General features: G+C 50.5%; 17 protein-coding genes. 10 read left to right on the top strand and 7 right to left on the bottom strand.

The genetic code is table 11. The annotated features are described in order from the left end of the window. Positions 1-12 precede the first annotated feature (12 nt). The 7 genes from lepB (at position 13) to JL719_RS17375 (ending at position 5,096) form a co-directional block, all read left to right on the top strand. Positions 13-789, top strand: a complete 777-nt coding sequence (gene lepB / locus JL719_RS17405) for a signal peptidase I (protein ID WP_033155536.1) — start codon at positions 13-15, stop codon at positions 787-789. Between the two features lie 96 nt (positions 790-885). Further along, positions 886-1,263 carry a DUF4845 domain-containing protein gene (locus tag JL719_RS17400; protein WP_033155535.1) on the top strand — a complete coding sequence of 126 codons (378 nt, stop codon included), beginning with the start codon at positions 886-888 and terminating at the stop codon, positions 1,261-1,263. Then, entirely contained in the window at positions 1,260-1,943 is a 684-nt protein-coding gene (gene rnc / locus JL719_RS17395) for a ribonuclease III (protein ID WP_033155534.1), read from the top strand. Before JL719_RS17400 ends, rnc begins: the two co-directional genes overlap by 4 nt. Beyond that, complete coding sequence (gene era / locus JL719_RS17390) at positions 1,940-2,830, top strand: GTPase Era (protein ID WP_033155533.1); 891 nt, start codon at positions 1,940-1,942, stop codon at positions 2,828-2,830. Before rnc ends, era begins: the two co-directional genes overlap by 4 nt. Beyond that, positions 2,830-3,531, top strand: coding sequence for a DNA repair protein RecO (recO, locus tag JL719_RS17385; protein ID WP_033155532.1), 702 nt, complete (start codon positions 2,830-2,832; stop codon positions 3,529-3,531). Before era ends, recO begins: the two co-directional genes overlap by 1 nt. A 73-nt stretch (positions 3,532-3,604) precedes the next feature. Next, on the top strand, positions 3,605-4,348 hold the full coding sequence (gene pdxJ / locus JL719_RS17380) for a pyridoxine 5'-phosphate synthase (RefSeq protein ID WP_033155531.1): 744 nt from the start codon (positions 3,605-3,607) through the stop codon (positions 4,346-4,348). Between the two features lie 4 nt (positions 4,349-4,352). Next, positions 4,353-5,096 (top strand): PP2C family protein-serine/threonine phosphatase, encoded by a 744-nt coding sequence (locus JL719_RS17375; RefSeq protein WP_033155530.1) that lies wholly within the window; start codon positions 4,353-4,355, stop codon positions 5,094-5,096. Positions 5,097-5,149: 53 nt separating this feature from the next. Here JL719_RS17375 and JL719_RS17370 read toward each other — a convergent pair whose 3' ends face one another. The 5 genes from JL719_RS17370 to epmB all read right to left on the bottom strand — a co-directional run bounded on the left by JL719_RS17370 (position 5,150) and on the right by epmB (position 12,942). Continuing rightward, the gene (locus JL719_RS17370) at positions 5,150-6,103 is read right to left on the bottom strand and encodes a sigma-54 interaction domain-containing protein (RefSeq protein ID WP_033155529.1); all 954 of its coding nucleotides are present in this window, start codon (positions 6,101-6,103) and stop codon (positions 5,150-5,152) included. A gap of 11 nt (positions 6,104-6,114) precedes the next feature. Continuing rightward, positions 6,115-6,840, bottom strand: coding sequence for a sulfite exporter TauE/SafE family protein (locus JL719_RS17365; protein WP_020485298.1), 726 nt, complete (start codon positions 6,838-6,840; stop codon positions 6,115-6,117). A gap of 89 nt (positions 6,841-6,929) precedes the next feature. Further along, positions 6,930-7,853 carry a diguanylate cyclase domain-containing protein gene (locus JL719_RS17360; RefSeq protein ID WP_033155528.1) on the bottom strand — a complete coding sequence of 308 codons (924 nt, stop codon included), beginning with the start codon at positions 7,851-7,853 and terminating at the stop codon, positions 6,930-6,932. 4 nt (positions 7,854-7,857) lie between these two features. After that, the gene (locus JL719_RS17355) at positions 7,858-11,856 is read right to left on the bottom strand and encodes a PAS domain-containing protein (protein WP_033155527.1); all 3,999 of its coding nucleotides are present in this window, start codon (positions 11,854-11,856) and stop codon (positions 7,858-7,860) included. A gap of 99 nt (positions 11,857-11,955) precedes the next feature. Continuing rightward, positions 11,956-12,942 (bottom strand): EF-P beta-lysylation protein EpmB, encoded by a 987-nt coding sequence (gene epmB / locus JL719_RS17350; protein WP_033155526.1) that lies wholly within the window; start codon positions 12,940-12,942, stop codon positions 11,956-11,958. A gap of 73 nt (positions 12,943-13,015) precedes the next feature. Here epmB and efp point away from each other — a divergent pair, with 73 nt between their 5' ends. Further along, complete coding sequence (gene efp / locus JL719_RS17345; protein WP_033155525.1) at positions 13,016-13,585, top strand: elongation factor P; 570 nt, start codon at positions 13,016-13,018, stop codon at positions 13,583-13,585. Next, positions 13,582-14,559 (top strand): EF-P lysine aminoacylase EpmA, encoded by a 978-nt coding sequence (gene epmA / locus JL719_RS17340; RefSeq protein ID WP_033155524.1) that lies wholly within the window; start codon positions 13,582-13,584, stop codon positions 14,557-14,559. The genes efp and epmA overlap by 4 nt, the downstream gene beginning before the upstream one ends. A gap of 612 nt (positions 14,560-15,171) precedes the next feature. Here epmA and aspS read toward each other — a convergent pair. Together aspS and JL719_RS17330 are read right to left on the bottom strand one after the other, a co-directional pair. After that, entirely contained in the window at positions 15,172-16,962 is a 1,791-nt protein-coding gene (aspS, locus tag JL719_RS17335; RefSeq protein ID WP_033155522.1) for an aspartate--tRNA ligase, read from the bottom strand. An 89-nt stretch (positions 16,963-17,051) separates the two neighbouring features. Beyond that, the gene (locus JL719_RS17330; protein WP_026603920.1) at positions 17,052-17,315 is read right to left on the bottom strand and encodes an FmdB family zinc ribbon protein; all 264 of its coding nucleotides are present in this window, start codon (positions 17,313-17,315) and stop codon (positions 17,052-17,054) included. A 113-nt stretch (positions 17,316-17,428) separates the two neighbouring features. Between JL719_RS17330 and pyrC the strand changes: the two genes are divergently transcribed. After that, positions 17,429-18,466 carry a dihydroorotase gene (gene pyrC / locus JL719_RS17325; protein ID WP_033155521.1) on the top strand — a complete coding sequence of 346 codons (1,038 nt, stop codon included), beginning with the start codon at positions 17,429-17,431 and terminating at the stop codon, positions 18,464-18,466. Positions 18,467-18,504 lie beyond the last annotated feature (38 nt).

Here is an 18,504-nt window from a genome sequence, read left to right as displayed (position 1 = left end):
TAACGATCAATTATGGATTACGATTTTTCATTTTTTCTGGTGGTAGCCAGTTTTGTCACCGGCGTTGTCTGGGGTGGCTATAGCTTATATCTGAAGCGGGCCAATCTACCTTATCCTACTGAGAACGAGCCGTTATTGGTCGAATATGCCCGTTCGTTTTTCCCGGTGGTGTTGATCGTATTGTTGCTGCGCTCGTTTCTGTTCGAACCCTTCCGGATTCCCTCGGGATCGATGATGCCGACATTGTTGGTCGGTGATTTTATTTTGGTGAATAAATTCAGTTATGGAGTGCGCTTACCGGTGCTGAACACCAAGGTTATCGAAATGGGTGAGCCCAAGCGTGGCGATATCGTGGTGTTCAGGTTTCCGAAACAGCCGGAAGTCGATTACATCAAACGAGTGATAGGTTTGCCGGGTGACCGCGTCGCTTACTTTGATAAAAAGCTTTACGTCAACGGCGTACCCGCCAAGCAAGTGTCTTTGGGACGTTATCAAGGCGTCGGGCAGGGCAGCAATATGAGCGGTGCCGAGCGGCTGGAAGAGGATTTGTTGGGGGTTGAGCATTCCATCCTGGTAAGTCACGGGGCTTCGTCTGTAGAGGATGTGTTCGTCGTGCCGCAGGGTCAGTATTTCGTCATGGGCGATAACCGCGATAACAGTAATGACAGTCGTTATTGGGGTACGGTACCGGAAGCTAATCTGGTGGGTAGAGCCTTTTTTATCTGGATGAATTGGGACTGGCAAAATAACGGTATTGCTTTCGACCGGCTAGGCACAGTGCTGCGTTGAGCGGTTCGCTGCAAGATAATCCGAAAAAACAATGCTTATTGCGGTGGACTCTCAACAGTCGTCGGTTTATTTCTAATTTTTCTCGGGGGTAGTGTTATGCCGTCATCATTAAAAAAACAACGCGGTTTAACCTTTCTGTCCATTGCCTTTATTTTGGCGTTAATTGGTTTTTTTACCTTATTGATTCTAAAAATAGCGCCGATTTACATCAATCATAGCCGGGTGGTAAACGCCTTGAAAGCGGTGGAAAACACTACCGATATAGTGACTAAAACTAAGTCTGATATAAAGGGTAGCTTGGAAAAACGCTTTGATATGAATTATGTAGAGCACGTCACCAATGACAATATCAAAATTGTCGCGCAACCCGGCTATGTACGGGTTGACATAGACTATGAGCGTGTAGAACCCATCATGGGGAATTTGAGTGTGTTGGTTGAGTTCCACGAGGGATTCGAAGCTGGCAACAAGTGATTAAGAAACCTGAAATTCTTGCCGGCAAGTTGGGTTTAAGGTTTAACGATCCCAGCTTATTTACGATGGCTTTGACTCATCGCAGCATGGGGGCCAGAAACAACGAGCGTCTTGAATATTTGGGCGATTCCGTGTTGGGCTTCGTGATCGCCCAAAAACTATACGAACTGTTCCCCGAGGCGGGAGAGGGCGCCTTAAGTCGGCTGCGGGCCAGTTTGGTCAACCAGAATTCGCTGGCGGAAGTGGCCAGGCAGCACAATATCGGTGATTATCTAATTCTCGGTTCCGGCGAACTGAAAAGCGGCGGTTTCCGTAGAGATTCGATTTTGTCGGATGCGTTGGAAGCCATCATGGGGGCCTTGCTGAAAGACCAAGGCGTTGAGGTTTGTCAGCAGTGGATATTGCGATTATTCGATGACAAGCTGGCCGCGCTGAAAGTAGACGATTGGACCAAAGATCCGAAAACCCGTTTGCAGGAGTTGATGCAAGCCAGCCGTAAACCCTTGCCGATTTACGAATTGGTCAGCATGTCCGGCGCGGATCATGCCCAAACCTTTGAAGTGAAATGCACCATCGCATTAACACCGGAAACGCGCAATGGCGTCGGTATTTCCAGAAAGAAGGCCGAGCAGGCTGCTGCCGAAAATATGTTAAATTTTTTACAATCCAGGGATAAATGAACTGCGGATATGTTGCTTTAATCGGTAGGCCCAATGTCGGCAAATCGACGCTGATGAATCATTTGCTGGGTCAGAAACTCAGTATCACCTCAAGAAAACCGCAAACTACCCGGCACCGAATTCTGGGTATCAAGACGACAGCCGCTGGTCAAGCCATCTTCATGGACACACCGGGCATGCACAGCGACGAAAAAAAGGTATTGAATCGTTATCTGAATAAGACTGCGGACAGCACCTTGCTGGGAGTCGATGTCGTGATTTGGTTGCTGGATGGCTTGTATTGGCACGACTACGACGAGAAGATTTTCAAGAAACTCGAGCAAGCCGGACTGCCGGTTATCTTGGCAATCAACAAGGTCGATAAAATCAAGGATAAGGATGCGGTGCTGAAGTTCTTCGCCGAGGCGCAGCAAAAATATCCGTTTCAGCATATCGTGCCGGTTTCGGCCTTGAAAAATACCAATCTTGAGGTGCTGGAACAGCACATTATGGCGTTGCTGCCCGAGGCCGAGCTCATTTATCCGGAAGATCAAATCACCGACAGGCCGGAGCGCTTTTTTGCCGCTGAAATTATTCGCGAAAAATTGACTCGGCGTTTAGGCGATGAATTACCTTATGCGCTGACTGTCGAAATCGAACGCTACGAGGAGTTTCCGGAGCTTTGCAAAATATACGCGGCGATTTTAGTAGAGCGGGACAGCCAGAAAAGCATCGTCATCGGTAAACAGGGCGAAATGCTGAAAAAAGTCGGTAGCGAGGCGCGGGTTGATATTGAAAAATTGATCGGCCAAAAAGTCTATCTGGAATTGTGGGTTAAAGTGAAAAAGGGTTGGTCGGATAACGAGCGCGCCTTACAGAGTTTAGGTTTTAGCGATTTTGGCCATTAATGAGCGGCTTGGCCGTTTATTTACAGCCGGCGTTTGTTCTGCAGCATCGGCCATACCGGGAAACCAGTGTATTGTTAGAGGTTTTCACGCGGGATTTTGGCGTGATGTCCATGCTTGCCAAGGGTGTGCGTAAGGAAAAGTCGAAAATAGCCGGGTTGTTATTGCCTTTCAGTGCCTTGCGGCTGTCATTTATCGATAAAAACGAACTAAAAATTCTGTCTCAGGTGGAATACGTCGACAGCTACCCTTTAGAGCGCTTGGCGCTTTACTGCGGATTTTATGTGAACGAGTTGGTGCAACTATTCGTGCACAAAGACGATCCCCAGCCCGAGATATTTAGCTGCTACGAGCGCTGCTTGAGTGGTTTATTGCTTGGTGAATGTATCGAGCAGACTCTGCGTTATTTTGAACTGGATTTATTGCAAGAAGCTGGCTACGCCGTTGCGATGGATTCGGAAGCTAACGGTAATCCCATCAAGATAGGTCAGCGCTACAATTTTTTAGCTGATTTCGGCATGGTCGCGGATAACGAAGGTTTGGTCGCTGGTGAAACCTTGTCAATATTGGCCGCAAGGGCTCCATTGGAAGGCTGCGCATTGCTTGAAGCCAAGCTACTCCTCAGAAAAATCCTGGATGGACATTTGCAAGGCAGACAGTTGAAAAGTAGGGATGTCCTGGCAAAAATTATTAAGTATTTATAGGCGAAAGACAAAGGTCAGGATAGATTGACCGTCTTTCATCCCTCTTTCTCATCCGCTTGCGGACCAATATTCAATGGAAAAACAAATCATCTTATTAGGTGTCAACATCGACCATGTTGCGACCTTGCGTCAGGCGAGAGGTACTCGTTATCCCGAGCCGGTGCAGGCTGCGCTGATCGCCGAGCAAGCCGGTGCCGACGGCATTACCGCGCATTTGCGCGAAGACAGACGGCATATTCAGGACAGAGATATTTTTTTGTTAAAGGATATGTTACACACCCGGTTGAATCTGGAAATGGCCGTGACCGATGCCATGTTGGCGTTGGCGGTTAAAGTTGAGCCGCAAGCTTGTTGTTTGGTGCCGGAGCGCCGAGAAGAATTGACGACCGAAGGCGGTCTGGATGTGGCAGGCGCCGCGGATAAGATGCGTTCTGCCTGCCAACAATTGGCGGATGCGAATATAGAAGTCTCCTTGTTTATCGATCCGGATTGTCGGCAAATCGATGCGGCGGTCCAGGCGGGGGCGCCGGTGGTGGAGTTACATACCGGCCGCTATGCCGATGCTGCAAGTAAACTAGAGCGGGAGCAAGAATTGCAACGAATCCGCACGGCTGCGGCTTATGCGCATCAAGCGGGATTGCAAGTCAATGCCGGCCACGGCTTGAATATCGCCAATGTGGAAGCTATTTGCCGGATCGAGCAGATTGTCGAGCTAAACATTGGTCATTCCTTGATTGCGCAAGCGTTGTTTTCCGGCTTGGGTAGCGCGGTCAGGGATATGAAGCGCGTCATGCGGGAGTCGCGTTTACACGGTTGATGTAATGCAGAACGAACTAGAGTTTTATCAATTAACCTCGATAGGCAATCGCGAGGTCAATCAGGATTGCATGGCGCACCGGGTGTGCGCTGATTACGCATTATTTGTGGTCGCTGACGGATTAGGCGGACATTACTCCGGCGAAAAAGCGTCACAATTTTTTTGCCGTAGCTTGATTGCTCTGGCGGAAAAATATCATGCTCATATAGCCTCAGTGAAGGCAGAAACGGTCATGGCTGCTTGGATTGCGGAAGCTGTTAGGAATATGAGTGAACTATTTGCCGACGATCCGTTTGCAAGCGATGCCCACACCACCTGCGCAATTCTGTATCTGGACCAGGAGCGAGCGATAGTGGCGCATTGCGGAGATTCGAGAGTTTATCGGATCAATTCCGAGCAAGTGCTATGGCGTACAAAAGATCATTCGGTGCCCCAACAACTGTTTAACGAGGGAAAAATCAGCGAATGGGAGATGGGGGTTCATCCCGACCAGCATAAGCTCACGCGAAGCATCAATGTGTTGAGTACGCCTGCGGTGGATATTGCCTGTTTCCCACCGATGAAATGCGGCGAAACCTTTCTGCTCTGTAGCGACGGTTTTTGGGAGTTCGTAAAAGAACAGGAATTGTTGGCGTTATCGCAAGAGCGCAGCGGAAAGCCGGAGTTGCAGAAAATGGCAAAAATGGCGGTATTACGCGCTCAAGGTAAAAGCGATAACGTTACTGTGCAGTGGGTCAGGCGGCGCTAGCTGTTTAAGTAGAGGCTGGGGCTGAACCATGCAGCCCCTTTAAACCGTATGGCTTAATGTGTTGCCAAGCCGTGCTTTTGAATCCGGTAAAGCAAGGTGTCTCTGGAAATGCCCAATAAGCGCGCCGATTTGCTGCGATTGCCCTTGGTTCTGTTCAAAGCTTGCAGAATCATATCTGCTTCCAGCGCATCTAGTTGTAGACCCAACTCCGGCAAAGTAAAGTCCGAGCTGACTGTTATTGCGCTGCGGTTGAATTCGTGGGGCAGATTTTCCGGCTCGATTACTTTGCCCGCCAGCAGAATGCTCAGTCTTTCGCAAAGATTGCGCAATTCACGTACATTGCCCGGCCATTTGTAGCTGCGCAGCGTTTTTATGGCTTGTCTGCTGAAAGTAGGTGGTTCCAGGGAATGTGCGGCCGAGAAGTGTGTGAAAAAGTGTTTCGCCAGTATTTCTATATCTTCGGTGCGCTGATGTAATGCCGGCAATTCCAGCGGCACTACATTTAAGCGGAAATACAAGTCCTGACGAAATTGACCGTTTTCTATCAGTTTGGTGAGGTCGGCATTAGAGGCAGCAATCACGCGCACATTCACCATGTAGGGTTTGGTGCCGCCAACGGGTAAGCATTCTCCCGACTCCAGAAAGCGCAAAAGTTTTGCCTGGATTCCCAAGGGTAAGGAATTGATTTCGTCCAGAAACAAAGTGCCGCCATCGGCTGCCTGAAACAAACCTTGCTTGTCCGATACCGCGCCGGTAAAAGCGCCTTTCTTATGGCCGAATATTTCTGATTCAACCAGGCCCTCAGGGAGTGCTGCGCAATTTAAGGCGATGAAAGGTTTATTTGCGCGCGGGCTATCCTTTTGAATGGCCGTTGCCAGTACTTCTTTTCCCGTGCCGGTTTCGCCTTTGATCAGCACGGTAACGTCGGTCGCCGCAACGATACGAGCGCTGCGAATCAATGCTTCGATTGCGGGAGATTGTCCAATAATAGGATCGAAGTTATCCACTGTAAAACCTCTCAAAACGTCATGATGTGTTCAACGCGCATCGGATAGAGCCATGGGAAGGCTGCTAATAGCGCAAAGATAATAAACAAGGCTGCCACCGCGTGTTTAAAGTGCCGGATTTTCGAAAGCCTCGCCAGTAATGAGGTCATTATACCGACACCCATTACGGCAGGTAAAGTGCCCAATCCAAATGCTAACATCGTGAGCGCGCTGTGGGTAATGCTCCCCGTGGTAACTGCTAGTGCCAATGCCGTATAAATCAGGCCACAGGGTAGCCAGCCCCACACCATACCAAACAACAAAGCTTGGGTGCGGTTTTGTACCGGAATCAATCGGCGGCCGAATGGTTCGATCAGTTTCCAGAAGCGTGCGCCCATTTTTTCTATGTAGGCAAAGTACGGAAACCAGCCGCCAAGGTAAAGCCCTGCACCCGCCATCACCACGGCGGAGAGGAGTTGCAAAAATCTGTGCGCTTGACCTTGAGCAAAAGGTAAAGTTAAGAAGGCCTCCAGCACGCCAACCAAGGCGCCGGCCATCGCGTAGCTGAGAACCCGGCCGATGTTGTAATTCAGCACGATGCCGAACAGACGGCGCTTATCGTTACGAAGTTCGGGTTTCAGACTGTAAGTCAGGGTACCGATAATGGAGCCGCACATGCCTATGCAATGCAGGCTGCTGAATAAACCCATTACAAACGCGGCAAGATAGGAAGCATTAAAGTCGAGGTAAAGATGCATAAACAAAAAGCCGAGGTAATAAGGTATCGAGTGGATTAGCTGGGATTATAGACGCTTTCCGAAACGGGAACGACGCGCAGATCTCTAAACTACCTGCCGTTGGACAAGTTATTCGCGCAGATACGATTCCGCCCTTGATGCTTGGCCTGATATAACGCATCGTCCGCTGCTTTCAATAAACTGGCAACGTCGTCGAATGTGTGGGCCTGTAGCGTCGCAACCCCGAGGGATATGGTCACGAAATTGTTGGGATTGTTCTGTGTGTGCCGTATTTTCAGATTCTCTATGGCTTCGCGGTACTGCTCGGCACGCATCAGGGCGCCTATGCTGTCGGTGTTGGGAAGCAGGATGGCGAACTCTTCACCGCCCAATCTTGCTACCAAGTCTTCGGGTCTGTGGGTAATTGTTTGCAAGGCACGCGCCACCCGTTTCAGGCACTCGTCGCCCATAGGGTGGCCAAAGTAGTCGTTAAATTGTTTGAAATTGTCAATATCGGCAATTAACAACGAGAGCGGCATGCCGGTGCGTTTGGACTGGTTCCATTGGCGTTCCAGGGCGGCGTCAAACGCTCTGCGGTTGGGTATTTCGGTCAGTCCATCCAGCGATGCCAGTTTTTCCAATAAATCGGATTTAGTTTTTAGCTGTATTTGGGTGCGTACTCTTGCTAAAACAATCGACGGCGAAAACGGTTTGGTGATGTAGTCGCTACCGCCGATTCGAAAACCGTGTACCTCATCTTCTTCCGAGTGTTTAGCGGTCAGAAAAATAATCGGAATATTGCGGGTTTTATCCGACGACTTGAGCTGGTGGCATATTTCATAACCATCCATGTCGTCCAGCATGATGTCCAGTAGGATCAGATCGGGAAGCTGGCTGGTGGCGATATGTAACGCCAGTTCGCTATGCACGGCTACTTTTACCGTGTAATGGGGTTCGAGAATATTCTTGATAAGATCCAGATTTTCCGGGCTATCATCCACGGCCAGAATGGTATGCGTGTTTCTACTTTCCATTTTCCTACATCCGATGTTCCAGTATATGGTTGAGAGCTTGCGCAGCATCTACAAACTGGTAATTGGCAATTTGTTTTTTGATGGGCAATAAGATTTGCAGCAGAGCTTTTTCATCGATATGGCGCATAATTCGCTCAAGTTGCTGGTCCGAGTCGGAATCGAAGGTTTGCAGTTTATCAATCAATATGGCCAGCTGTTGCCGAGTTTCCAGTGTCGAGTAGCGCAGTTCACCGTCGCCGTGGCTTTCGCTGTTGGCCAAATTACTGTTGATGCTGCTGATAACCTTGCTCATCTCCAGTGTTGTGGCGGCAATATTACTATCGATATACGGGACTTCGGCAATATTGGCGCGGAAATCGATTAGCGACTCTTCCAGCCGTACTAAGTGGCTTTGCAATTGTAGCGCGCCGAGGGAGCCGACTAAGCCTTTCAAAGTATGGACTAATTGATAGGCCTTGTCGTACTGGTTATGTATGAAGGCTTGGCCGATTTCGTTCATGGTATCCGCATGGTTTTCAGCAAATTTTAGTAACACTTTTCGATAGACGGCTAGATTCCCGGCCGTATGTTGTAAGCCGGCGGAGGTGTCTATGCCATACAGATAAGGAAGCGGATTGCTTTCCAACTGTTCGCTGTTGGGATCGGTCTGGGGTATCCCGTCGGCTCGCGGTTTGATCCATTTTGCCAGCGTGGCGTAAAGCGTTTCCGGTAATATCGGTTTGCTGATGAAATCGTCCATATCGGCTTGAAAGCATTTGTTGCGATCATTACTCATCGCGTTAGCGGTCATCGCTATGACCGGCACGGTTTGACAGCCGGGGAGTGTTCGTAGTTGTTTGGTGGTTTGATAGCCATCCATCACCGGCATTTGCACATCCATTAGCACGCAGTCGTAAGTGGTTTGTTGCAGTTTGCCCAAGGCGATTTCGCCGTTTTCGGCCACGTCGACTTGCAAATGTGCTTGTTCCAGCAACTCGATGGCCACAATTCGATTCACTTCGTTGTCTTCAACCAGCAATACTCGGGCGCCGCTGATATTTTGCAATTTCCCGCTATCGAGGGGGAGCTTTTGTTGGTATTGCGCGTTGCGTATCGAAGCAACGCTGGTGATGCCCAGTTTGACGCTAAAGGTAAATGTCGAGCCCAGGTTTTCTTGGCTGGCGACGCTTATCGTTCCGCCCATTTGTTCTACCAATTGTTTGGAAATGATCAGGCCCAAGCCCGTGCCGCCGTAATGACGTGTGACGCTACTGTCGCCTTGGCTGAACGCCTGGAATAGTTTGGCTTGTTTTTCTGCATTCATGCCGATGCCGGTATCGCTGATACTAAACTGCAAACAAGTCTGTTGCGCAGAGCGCTTAAGTTCGGTGAGCGTGACTCTTACCTCTCCATGTTCGGTAAATTTGATCGCGTTCCCGATCAGATTGATAAAAATTTGCCTGAGCCGTTGCGGGTCGCCGATCACCGGGAGAAAAGTTAGCGTCTTGGGTGGGCGAATCAAGGCTATGCCTTTGCTGGCGCAAAGTTCCGACATCGTCGAAAACACCTTATCCAGCATTTCTTCCAATAGAAAAGGCACGGATTCCAGTTGCATTTTTCCTGCTTCCATTTTGGAAAAGTCCAGAATGTCGTCAATGATGGTCATCAACGAGCGTGACGCGGTTTCCACTCTTTCCAGGTAGTCGCGCTGTTTGGCGGAGATACTGCTGTTCAGACATAATTCAACCAAGCCGATAATGGCATTCATCGGCGTGCGGATTTCGTGGCTCATATTGGCGAGAAATTCCGATTTTACCCGTGTTGCCTGTTCTGCCTGCTGCTTGGCTTCCAAAAGCCGTTGCTCGGTTTGCAGCCGGTCGGTGATGTCTTGCATGGTGCCTTGAACGCCAGTGGGTTTGTCATTAACATCGCGAATAACTTGTCCGCGTTGGTGGACATGACGAATTTGGTCGTTACCGAGCACTATCCGATGTCTGAAATCGAGACTGCCGCTACTGATCGCGTTTTGCATCGATGTTTTGAAAAAGCTTTGGTCGTCCGGATGAATCAGCGTGCTTAAAATGCTGGAAAAGTTGGGGGTAAAAACAGCTTTACTGGTTGCGGTGATCCGATACATTTCGTCCGACCAGCTAAAGTGATTACCCGGCAAATGCCAATGCCAATCGCCGATATGGGAAATGCTTTGCGCATCCAGTAAGCGCTGTTTTTGGTCTTGCAGTGCATTGATGGCACGGCTGCGTTCCAGTTCGGCGGTAATTTGCAACGCGAATAATTTCAGGGTGTCTGTGGCAAAGGTAGTATCGGGAATCGGCCGACAGTAGGATACCGAGATAAATCCGAAACTATTTTGTTGTTTGTCGTGTAATGGAATGCCCAGATAACCTTGAATTTGTTGGCGTCGCAGCCAGTCGGCGTCGGGGAATCGTTCCGCTGCATCGTGTTCGACACAACAAATAGAGCCCGCGGCCACCTCGCGGCAAGGCGAGTTATCCAGGCTGAATTCGCGGTTACCGACAATTTTGCCTTTTACGCAAAGCGATAGGCTACGGGCACGCCCATTGCCCGTTGTTTCGGCAATTAATGCAAAATCGGCTCCCAGGGTTTCCACGGTCAATAGCGTCAGATTATCCAGCAGCGACGTGGCACTTTGCGGCAGGTTGCTGGAGACGATATTCCTAATCACACTGGATTGCTGACGCTGCTGAGTGATGTCACTCACCAGACCCTGATAGTCGATAATCTTGCCTTGCTCGTTGCGCACCACCATCTTGCGGTCTTGCACCCATTTTATGCCGCCGTTTTGGGCGACGATCCGATAGGGTTGATGCGCTATTTCGGAACAGTCCGGATCGTTGCGGCAGGTGGCGATCTCGCGAAGGAAAACCCCGACATCGTCGGGATGGATCAGGTTGAGATAAAACAGATTGCCGGTAATCAATTGTTCGACGCTGTAGCCGAATAGCTGGCGGGCGTTCTCAGTGGCGAATTCTATCGGTAATCCTTCGGAATTATTCCATTTCAATACCACTGCCGCGCTCTGGCTGATAATTTGATAGGCGCGTTGCAGATTATGCTCCGACTGCTTCCGCACGCTGATGTCTTGGTGCGTGCCGCATAGCCGACTTGGACCACCGCTGACCGGATCGTACGCGACAACGGCGCCGGAACCTTGTATCCATACCCAATGGCCGAGTTTATGGCGCATGCGAAATTCCACGACATAGGGGCGGTCGGAGGCTATATGTTTGGCAACGAACTGTTTCACTCGTTGTCTGTCGTCCGGATGCAGGCGTTTGTCCCAGTCGCTGACATAGTTATCCAATTCGTCATGACTGAGTCCCAACATGTCCAGCCAACGTTGATTCACGGAATGTTCGCCGCTTAGATAATTCCAATCCCAGTAGCCTAGCTGGGCGCCGTCTATGACCAGGGCCAATTGTTCTTCAATTTGTTTTCGCGGCGTGATGTCGATATGGAACTGAATTAATTCGCTGGTGTTCTGCGTGGACAGGCGGGTAAGCGAGATTTGCTGCCATGTTTGATTTGGAAAGGCAAAGTCGCTGGCCTGCATAGCCTTGCCGGCCATGATATGTTGGCATAAGGGGCACTCTGTTTCGGCATGGTGGGTCGGGTGAAACCAGGCGTGTATGGTTTGTCCGACTAATTCCGCCGGGGACTTGCCCACCGACAAAGCGGCTGCCTGGTTGGCATGGCGAATAATCCCCTGATTATCGACCACGATGGCGGATTGGGCGAGATGGTCGTAAAAGTCGCCGATGGGTGTCAGTCCGGAGGATAAAATTTGCCGATTTGACAGCAGTTCGCTAAAAATCAACAAGACAGCCAGTCCGGGCAGCAAAACTATCAATATTTTGGTCAGCTCACTCGTGCCGTTTATGTTTTGATAGAGCACAACGGTAATCTCACCTATCAACAGTAAACACACTGCGACCAGCACGAACCGGCGTATCTGATTGGCAGTATTGGCAAGTTTATCTGTCATAGTTTGCTGATGTCGGGGATCTGGCCGGGAGGGACGGGAAAAATCTTAGACCGGGTATCGGTAAATGTGAATCCATGTCGCCGGAAAACTGTCCGGTGCTCAGCAAATTGGGATTTTATAGGCTGCTCCGGCCTGTTCTTTAACCAGCTTGGGAACCAGATAACCGGGTAGATGGCTTTGCATATCTTCGAGCAATTGCCGGGCGGTGGTTTCGGAGACTTCAAAATGACCGGTGCCGCTGGCGTGATCCAGTACATGCAGGTAGTAAGGCAAAATACCTAGTTCAAACAGCTTTTCGCTCAGTTCGCAGAGAGTGCGGCCGGCATCGTTAACTCCCTTTAGCAGAACGCTTTGGTTCAATAAAGTGATGCCGTGGCGGCGTAAATCGCCGCAAATAGCTCCAACGGCAGCACTCAGCTCATTCGCATGATTGGCGTGAAATACCATCACAACTTGTTGCGACAGGCTGGAGAAAGAGTTGAGCAGTGGTTGGGTGATGCGCATTGGTAGCACGATGGGCACTCGGCTATGAATGCGAATACGTTTGATATGTTCAATCTCACCTAACCGTGCCAACAGCTGGCCGAGTTTTTCGTCATTTAGCAGCAAGGGGTCGCCGCCACTGAGGATGACTTCGCTGATTTCCGGATGGCTAATGATGTAGCTAAGCGCTTGTTGAACTTTTTGCGTCGACAACTGCAACTCCGTATACGGGAAATTGCGTCGAAAACAGTACCGGCAGTGCACCGCGCAAGCGCCGGTGCTGATCAACAATACCCGGCCATGATACTTATGAATGATACCTGCTTCGGCGACCGCGCCGAGGTCGCCTACCGGATCATGGCTGTAGCCGGGATAGTCGATCAGTTCGTTCTGAGTCGGCAGCACTTGTCTCAGCAAGGGGTCATTTGGATCGCCGCGGCGCATGCAATCAGCAAAGCCGCGCGGCACACGGAGCGGAAAGGCTTTGAAATCCGGCAGCATTGCCACGCTGCCTGTTGAAATATTCAAATAGTCACAAAGGGCCTCGACGCTGGTAAATGCGTCGGCCAGCGCCTGTTGCCAGCCGGCGGTTTGGGTGTTCAATGCTGCTCCGGTTTCCGATTAAAAATCTTATCCATTATAATCGTCCGACTATTATTTGTTTCACGAGGAAAAAATGGCGACTTTTAGCACCAACGAGTTCAAGGGCGGTTTGAAAATCATGCTGGACAACGACCCTTGTTCGATTATCGAAAACGAGTTTGTTAAGCCGGGTAAGGGGCAGGCGTTCAATCGGGTCAGGATCAGAAATCTGAAAACCGGCCGCGTCATCGAACGTACCTTCAAATCCGGCGATACCGTCGAAGGTGCGGACGTCGTTGATAAAGAAATGCAGTATCTGTATAGCGATGGCGAATTCTGGCATTTCATGGTGCCGGATACATTTGAGCAGTATCAAGCCGATAAAAATGCGGTGTCCGATGCGATCAAATGGCTGAAAGAGCAAGACATCTGCACGATGACCTTGTGGAACGACTCACCACTGTCCGTAACACCTCCCAACTTCGTGGAATTGGCAATTACCGAAACCGATCCTGGTTTGAAAGGCGATACTTCTGGCGGTGGCGGCAAACCGGCTACGCTGGAATCCGGTGCCGTGGTGCGCGTACCCTTGTTTGTACAAATCGGCGAAGTCATTAAAGTCGATACTCGCACCGGCGAATACGTCTCTCGCGTCAAAGAGTGACGGTAAGCTGGCAGCCGAGCTGCCCACTCGAGCATTTGCGCACTCGCGCGCAAATGCTGGCGGCGACACGGCGTTTTTTCGAGGCACGGGATGTGCTGGAAGTCGAGACGCCGCTATTGTGCCCAGCCACCGGTACCGACCCGCAGCTGGATTTTTTCAGCAGTCAGTTTAACTTCCCCCCCACCCGACCCACTCTGTTTCTGCAAACCTCGCCTGAGTTCGCGATGAAACGGTTGTTGGCCGACGGCAGCGGCAGTATTTATCAGATCTGCAAGGCGTTTAGGAACGGCGAAGCCGGGCGCTATCACAATCCGGAATTCACGATTTTGGAATGGTATCGGGTCGGCTACGATTTGCGGCAATTGATGGCGGAAGTCGCCGAATTATTGTTGCAGTTGTTGCAACCTTTTCATGCCGCATTGCCAACCAAACAAATCAGCTACCAACAATTATTTTTGGACGCCACCGGCTTGGATCCCTTGGTATTTTGCAACAGCGATTATCAAGCTTATGCGGCTGCGAATGAGCTTCCGGAGGCTGTCGACCTATGCGGCGACGATCATGCCTTGTGGCTGGATTTTATTTTTAGCCATTGTGTCCAGCGGACGATGGATAAAGATACGATTTATTTGCTGCATAGCTATCCGGCGATACAGTCTTCGCTGGCGCGCCTGCATGTTGATGATTCAAGGGTCAGTGAGCGTTTTGAGGTATTCATCAATGGTGTGGAACTGGGTAATGGTTTTTATGAGCTTGCGGATCCGCAAGAGCAGGAGGCGCGTTTTGATAAGGAAATTGCTTATCGGCTAAGCCACGACTTGCCGGTAGTTAGCAAAGATGAAGCATTTTTGCAGGCATTGAAATTCGGTTTGCCGGATTGCAGCGGGGTAGCAATTGGTTTGGATCGGCTGCTGATGATTGCTCTGGGTAGCGAGTCTATCAGTGATGTGCTGGCTTTTCCGGTCCGCGTTTGAGGCTCAATGTTGAAAGGCTTGAAAAAACTCCCCCTTCGCCGAAGGGGGATGTAGTCGGTAGGTGTACCTAAAAACGATTAATCGATTTATTTAGTAGGGCCAGCTGAGCGAGCTTTTTTGCTGGTCCGGATGGTCTGCAGCATCTAGCGCTGTTTGTATGTCGTCTACGAAAAAGCGTCTAAGGCCGCGGCCAAGGCGATGGGCTAGCACCGGCAGAGCTTGATCTTTGTCTAGGTAGGCCACGGGTTCGCGACCCTTGCGGTAATGGTGTAGCGCTCTTCTGACTGCGCCGCACAGATAGCACTCCGTGCCCTCAGGAAGAGTAGAGTTCAAATCGCGAAGTAGATGTGGAGTTATTTTATTCATAGCATCCCCCTCCTCATTCGGAGTGTTGGGCGGTAATCCTTATGCCATGCGAAGATCCGCGACCGGGATCTGTTATTTAATAAAAATAACGTGATTAACTTATCAATTTGGCAAAAAAAGTCAACGACTATTTGGGGTGCTTTTTTGACGTATATCAATACCTTGGATGACTGCTTCCCAAGGTATCCGGTGGCAAGCTTAACAAGAACAAAGGGCGGACAAGGACAGTCCGCCCTCAGATTTACCTTAATCCTGTTTTTCGGTTTTGCCGGCAGGGGTACGCAGTCTGATACCCAATTCTTTCAATTGTTCTTCGCTGACCAATGCCGGCGCATTGAATAATGGGCAAGCGGCAGTCTGGGTTTTCGGGAACGCTATGACGTCGCGGATCGAGCTGGCGCCAGTCATTAACATCACCAGACGGTCCAAGCCAAAGGCGATGCCGCCGTGCGGTGGCGCGCCGTATTTCAATGCATCCAACAGGAAGCCGAATTTTTCGCGGGCTTCTTCGTGGCCGATACCCAGAATGTCGAATACGGTTTGTTGCATCGCAGTGCGGTTGATCCGGATCGAGCCGCCGCCGACTTCAGTGCCGTTCAAAACCAAATCGTAAGCGCGCGACAATGCGGTGCCGGGGTTGGCGACCAGTTCTTCTACCGAGCAGCTGGGTGCGGTAAACGGATGGTGAATCGCCGTGTAACGTTGGGCTTTTTCGTCCCAGGCGAACATCGGGAAGTCCACGACCCACAAGGGTTTCCAAGGTCCGGTCAACAGGTTGCGGTCCAAGCCCAATTTAACCCGCAAGGCGCCCATGGCTTCGTTGACGATGCCGGCTTTGTCGGCACCAAAGAAAATCAGGTCGCCGTTTTGAGCGCCCACTTTCGCCATGACTTTGGCCCAGACATCAGCCGGAGCGAATTTGACGATAGGCGACTGCAAGCCTTCGACGCCGGCCGCCAAGTCGTTGACTTTGATATAAGCCAAGCCTTTTGCGCCGTAAATGCCGACAAATTTGGTGAGTTCGTCGATCACGCTGCGGCTCAAGTCGCCGCCTTCCGGCAATTTCATGGCCACGACGCGGCCGTTTGGATCGTTGGCGGGGCCGGAGAAGACTTTGAAATCCACGCCTTTCATTTCCTCGGCAATGTCTACCAGTTCCAGCGGGATACGCAGATCCGGACGGTCCGAACCGTAACGATTCATGGCTTCGGCATAACTCATGACCGGGAATTGGTCGCCCAAATCCACGTCGATAATGTCCTTGAACAAGCGGCGGATCATTTCTTCCATCACCGCCATGATCTCTTGTTCATTCATGAACGAGGTTTCGATATCCAGCTGGGTAAATTCCGGCTGGCGATCAGCTCGCAAATCCTCGTCGCGGAAGCAACGCACGACTTGATAATAACGGTCCATGCCGGCAATCATCAGCAACTGTTTGTAGAGCTGCGGCGATTGCGGTAAAGCAAAGAACGAATTTTGGTGGGTACGGCTGGGTACGATGTAATCGCGCGCGCCTTCCGGCGTAGCCTTGGTCAGATACGGTGTTTCGATTTCGAAAAATTCGTGGTCGTCCAGATATTGACGCAGGTTGCGGGTCACATCGCGGCGTACTTTCATTTTTTGCTGCATCGCGGTGCGGCGCAAGTCGATGTAACGGAAACGCAGGCGGGTTTCTTCGTTGACTTCGATGTCGCTTTCCAGCGGGAATGGCGGAGTTTCCGCTTCGTTGAGTACCTCTATGTGCTTGCCTAATATTTCAATTTGGCCGGTGGACATATTGGGATTATGCGTGCCTTCAGGCCGGTCGCGGACGACGCCTTCGATACGCAGCACGTATTCGCTGCGGACGTGTTCGGCAATCGCAAAACTTTCGGCCATATCGGGATCGAACACCACTTGCACCAAGCCGGCGCGGTCTCTCAAGTCGATAAAAATAACGCCGCCGTGGTCACGGCGACGATGTACCCAGCCGCACAGGGCAACGGTTTGACCTAGATGTTGGGTGTTCAATTCTCCACACTTGTGGCTACGCATAGTTGTTCTCGGGTTAATCAAAATACGGGGATAGGTAAAAATTAGGAAGTGCCAGTCGTTTCGGAAAACTGGCAGTTACCATGAGATTCCTAATGGTTATGGTTCGGGCAGCCGCTGCAACTGCTGGCTTTTTCCGGGGCTTTGCTTTCGCCGGCGACGTTTTTCTTGTTGCCGCTTTTAAAATCGGTTTCGTACCAGCCGCCGCCTTTCAAACGAAATCCCGCTGCGGAAATTTTCTTTTTTAATTCCGCTTCATTACAGGCCGGGCAAACGATTAAGGGCTCTGCACCCAGTTTTTGCAGGGCTTCGTGTTCATGTCCGCAAGCATTGCATTGGTATTCGTAAATAGGCATCTGCTTCTCCAGTTGAAAGTGTTTAAATCGGCTTACTAAGGGCGGGGTTTTAAATTTTCAAGGCCCTTAATGTTAGAATAACTAGCTATTTTAAATGAAAACGCCCGGAGATTATGGATAAATTGACCATTCGCCAACCTGATGATTGGCATTTGCACGTCAGAACCGGCAGTATTTTAAAAACCGTGATTGGGCATACTGCCAAGCAGTTCGGTCGCGCTATTATCATGCCGAATCTGAAACCCCCGGTCACCACGGTCGCCCAGGCTTTACTTTACAGGCAGGAGATTTTGGCTGCTTTGCCGCGAGAGTCCAAGTTTCAGCCTTTGATGACTTTGTATCTAACGGCAAGTACCTCTGTTGAGGAAATCAAAAAGGTGGCCGATGCCGAGCATGTTCGTGCCTTCAAGCTATATCCGGCCGGAGCAACCACCAATTCCGATGCCGGAGTCGCCGACATTGAAGCGGCTTATCCTTTATTTGCGGCGATGGAGCAATACGGCGTACCGCTGTTACTCCACGGCGAAGTGACGGATGCGGAATACGATATTTTTGACCGCGAAAAACTGTTTATCGATAACAAGCTAAGCAAGCTTACCCGGCAATTTCCGGCACTACGCATCGTTTTAGAGCATTTGACGACCCAGGAAGCTGTGCAATTTGTCGAAGCTGCATCCGAGAATATCGCCGCGACTATTACCCCGCAGCATTTGCTCTATAACCGCAATGCCATTTTGGCGGGCGGTATTCGTCCGCATTTCTATTGTTTGCCTATCTTAAAGCGCGAGCATCATCGCCAAGCCTTGATAAAAGCGGCTACCAGCGGTAATCCCAAATTTTTCCTTGGTACCGATAGTGCGCCGCATTTGACCGGCTTGAAAGAAAATAGCTGCGGTTGCGCCGGTTGTTACAGCGCGCATGCGGCATTGGAATTGTATGCCGAAGCTTTCGAACAGGTTGGCGCACTGGACAAGCTGGAAGGCTTCGCCAGTTTTTATGGTGCGGATTTTTACGGTTTGCCGCGCAACTGTGCGAGCGTTACGTTGGAAAAACAAGCCTGGATCGTGCCGGAAGCCTATGCCAATACCGATGACACTATTACCCCATTACGGGCTGGAGAGAGTTTGGCGTGGCGCTTAGTGGCCGCCTGATCCCTTGTGATGAGTGGGGCAATTCAACCCGCTTAACG

Origin of the sequence: Methylomonas sp. LW13 (genome assembly GCF_016865255.1) — a bacterium.
In the GTDB taxonomy this organism is placed as follows: Bacteria; Pseudomonadota; Gammaproteobacteria; order Methylococcales; family Methylomonadaceae; genus Methylomonas.
The sequence above is the reverse complement of the archived record's forward strand: the minus strand, read 5'-3'. Positions and strand labels throughout refer to the sequence as shown.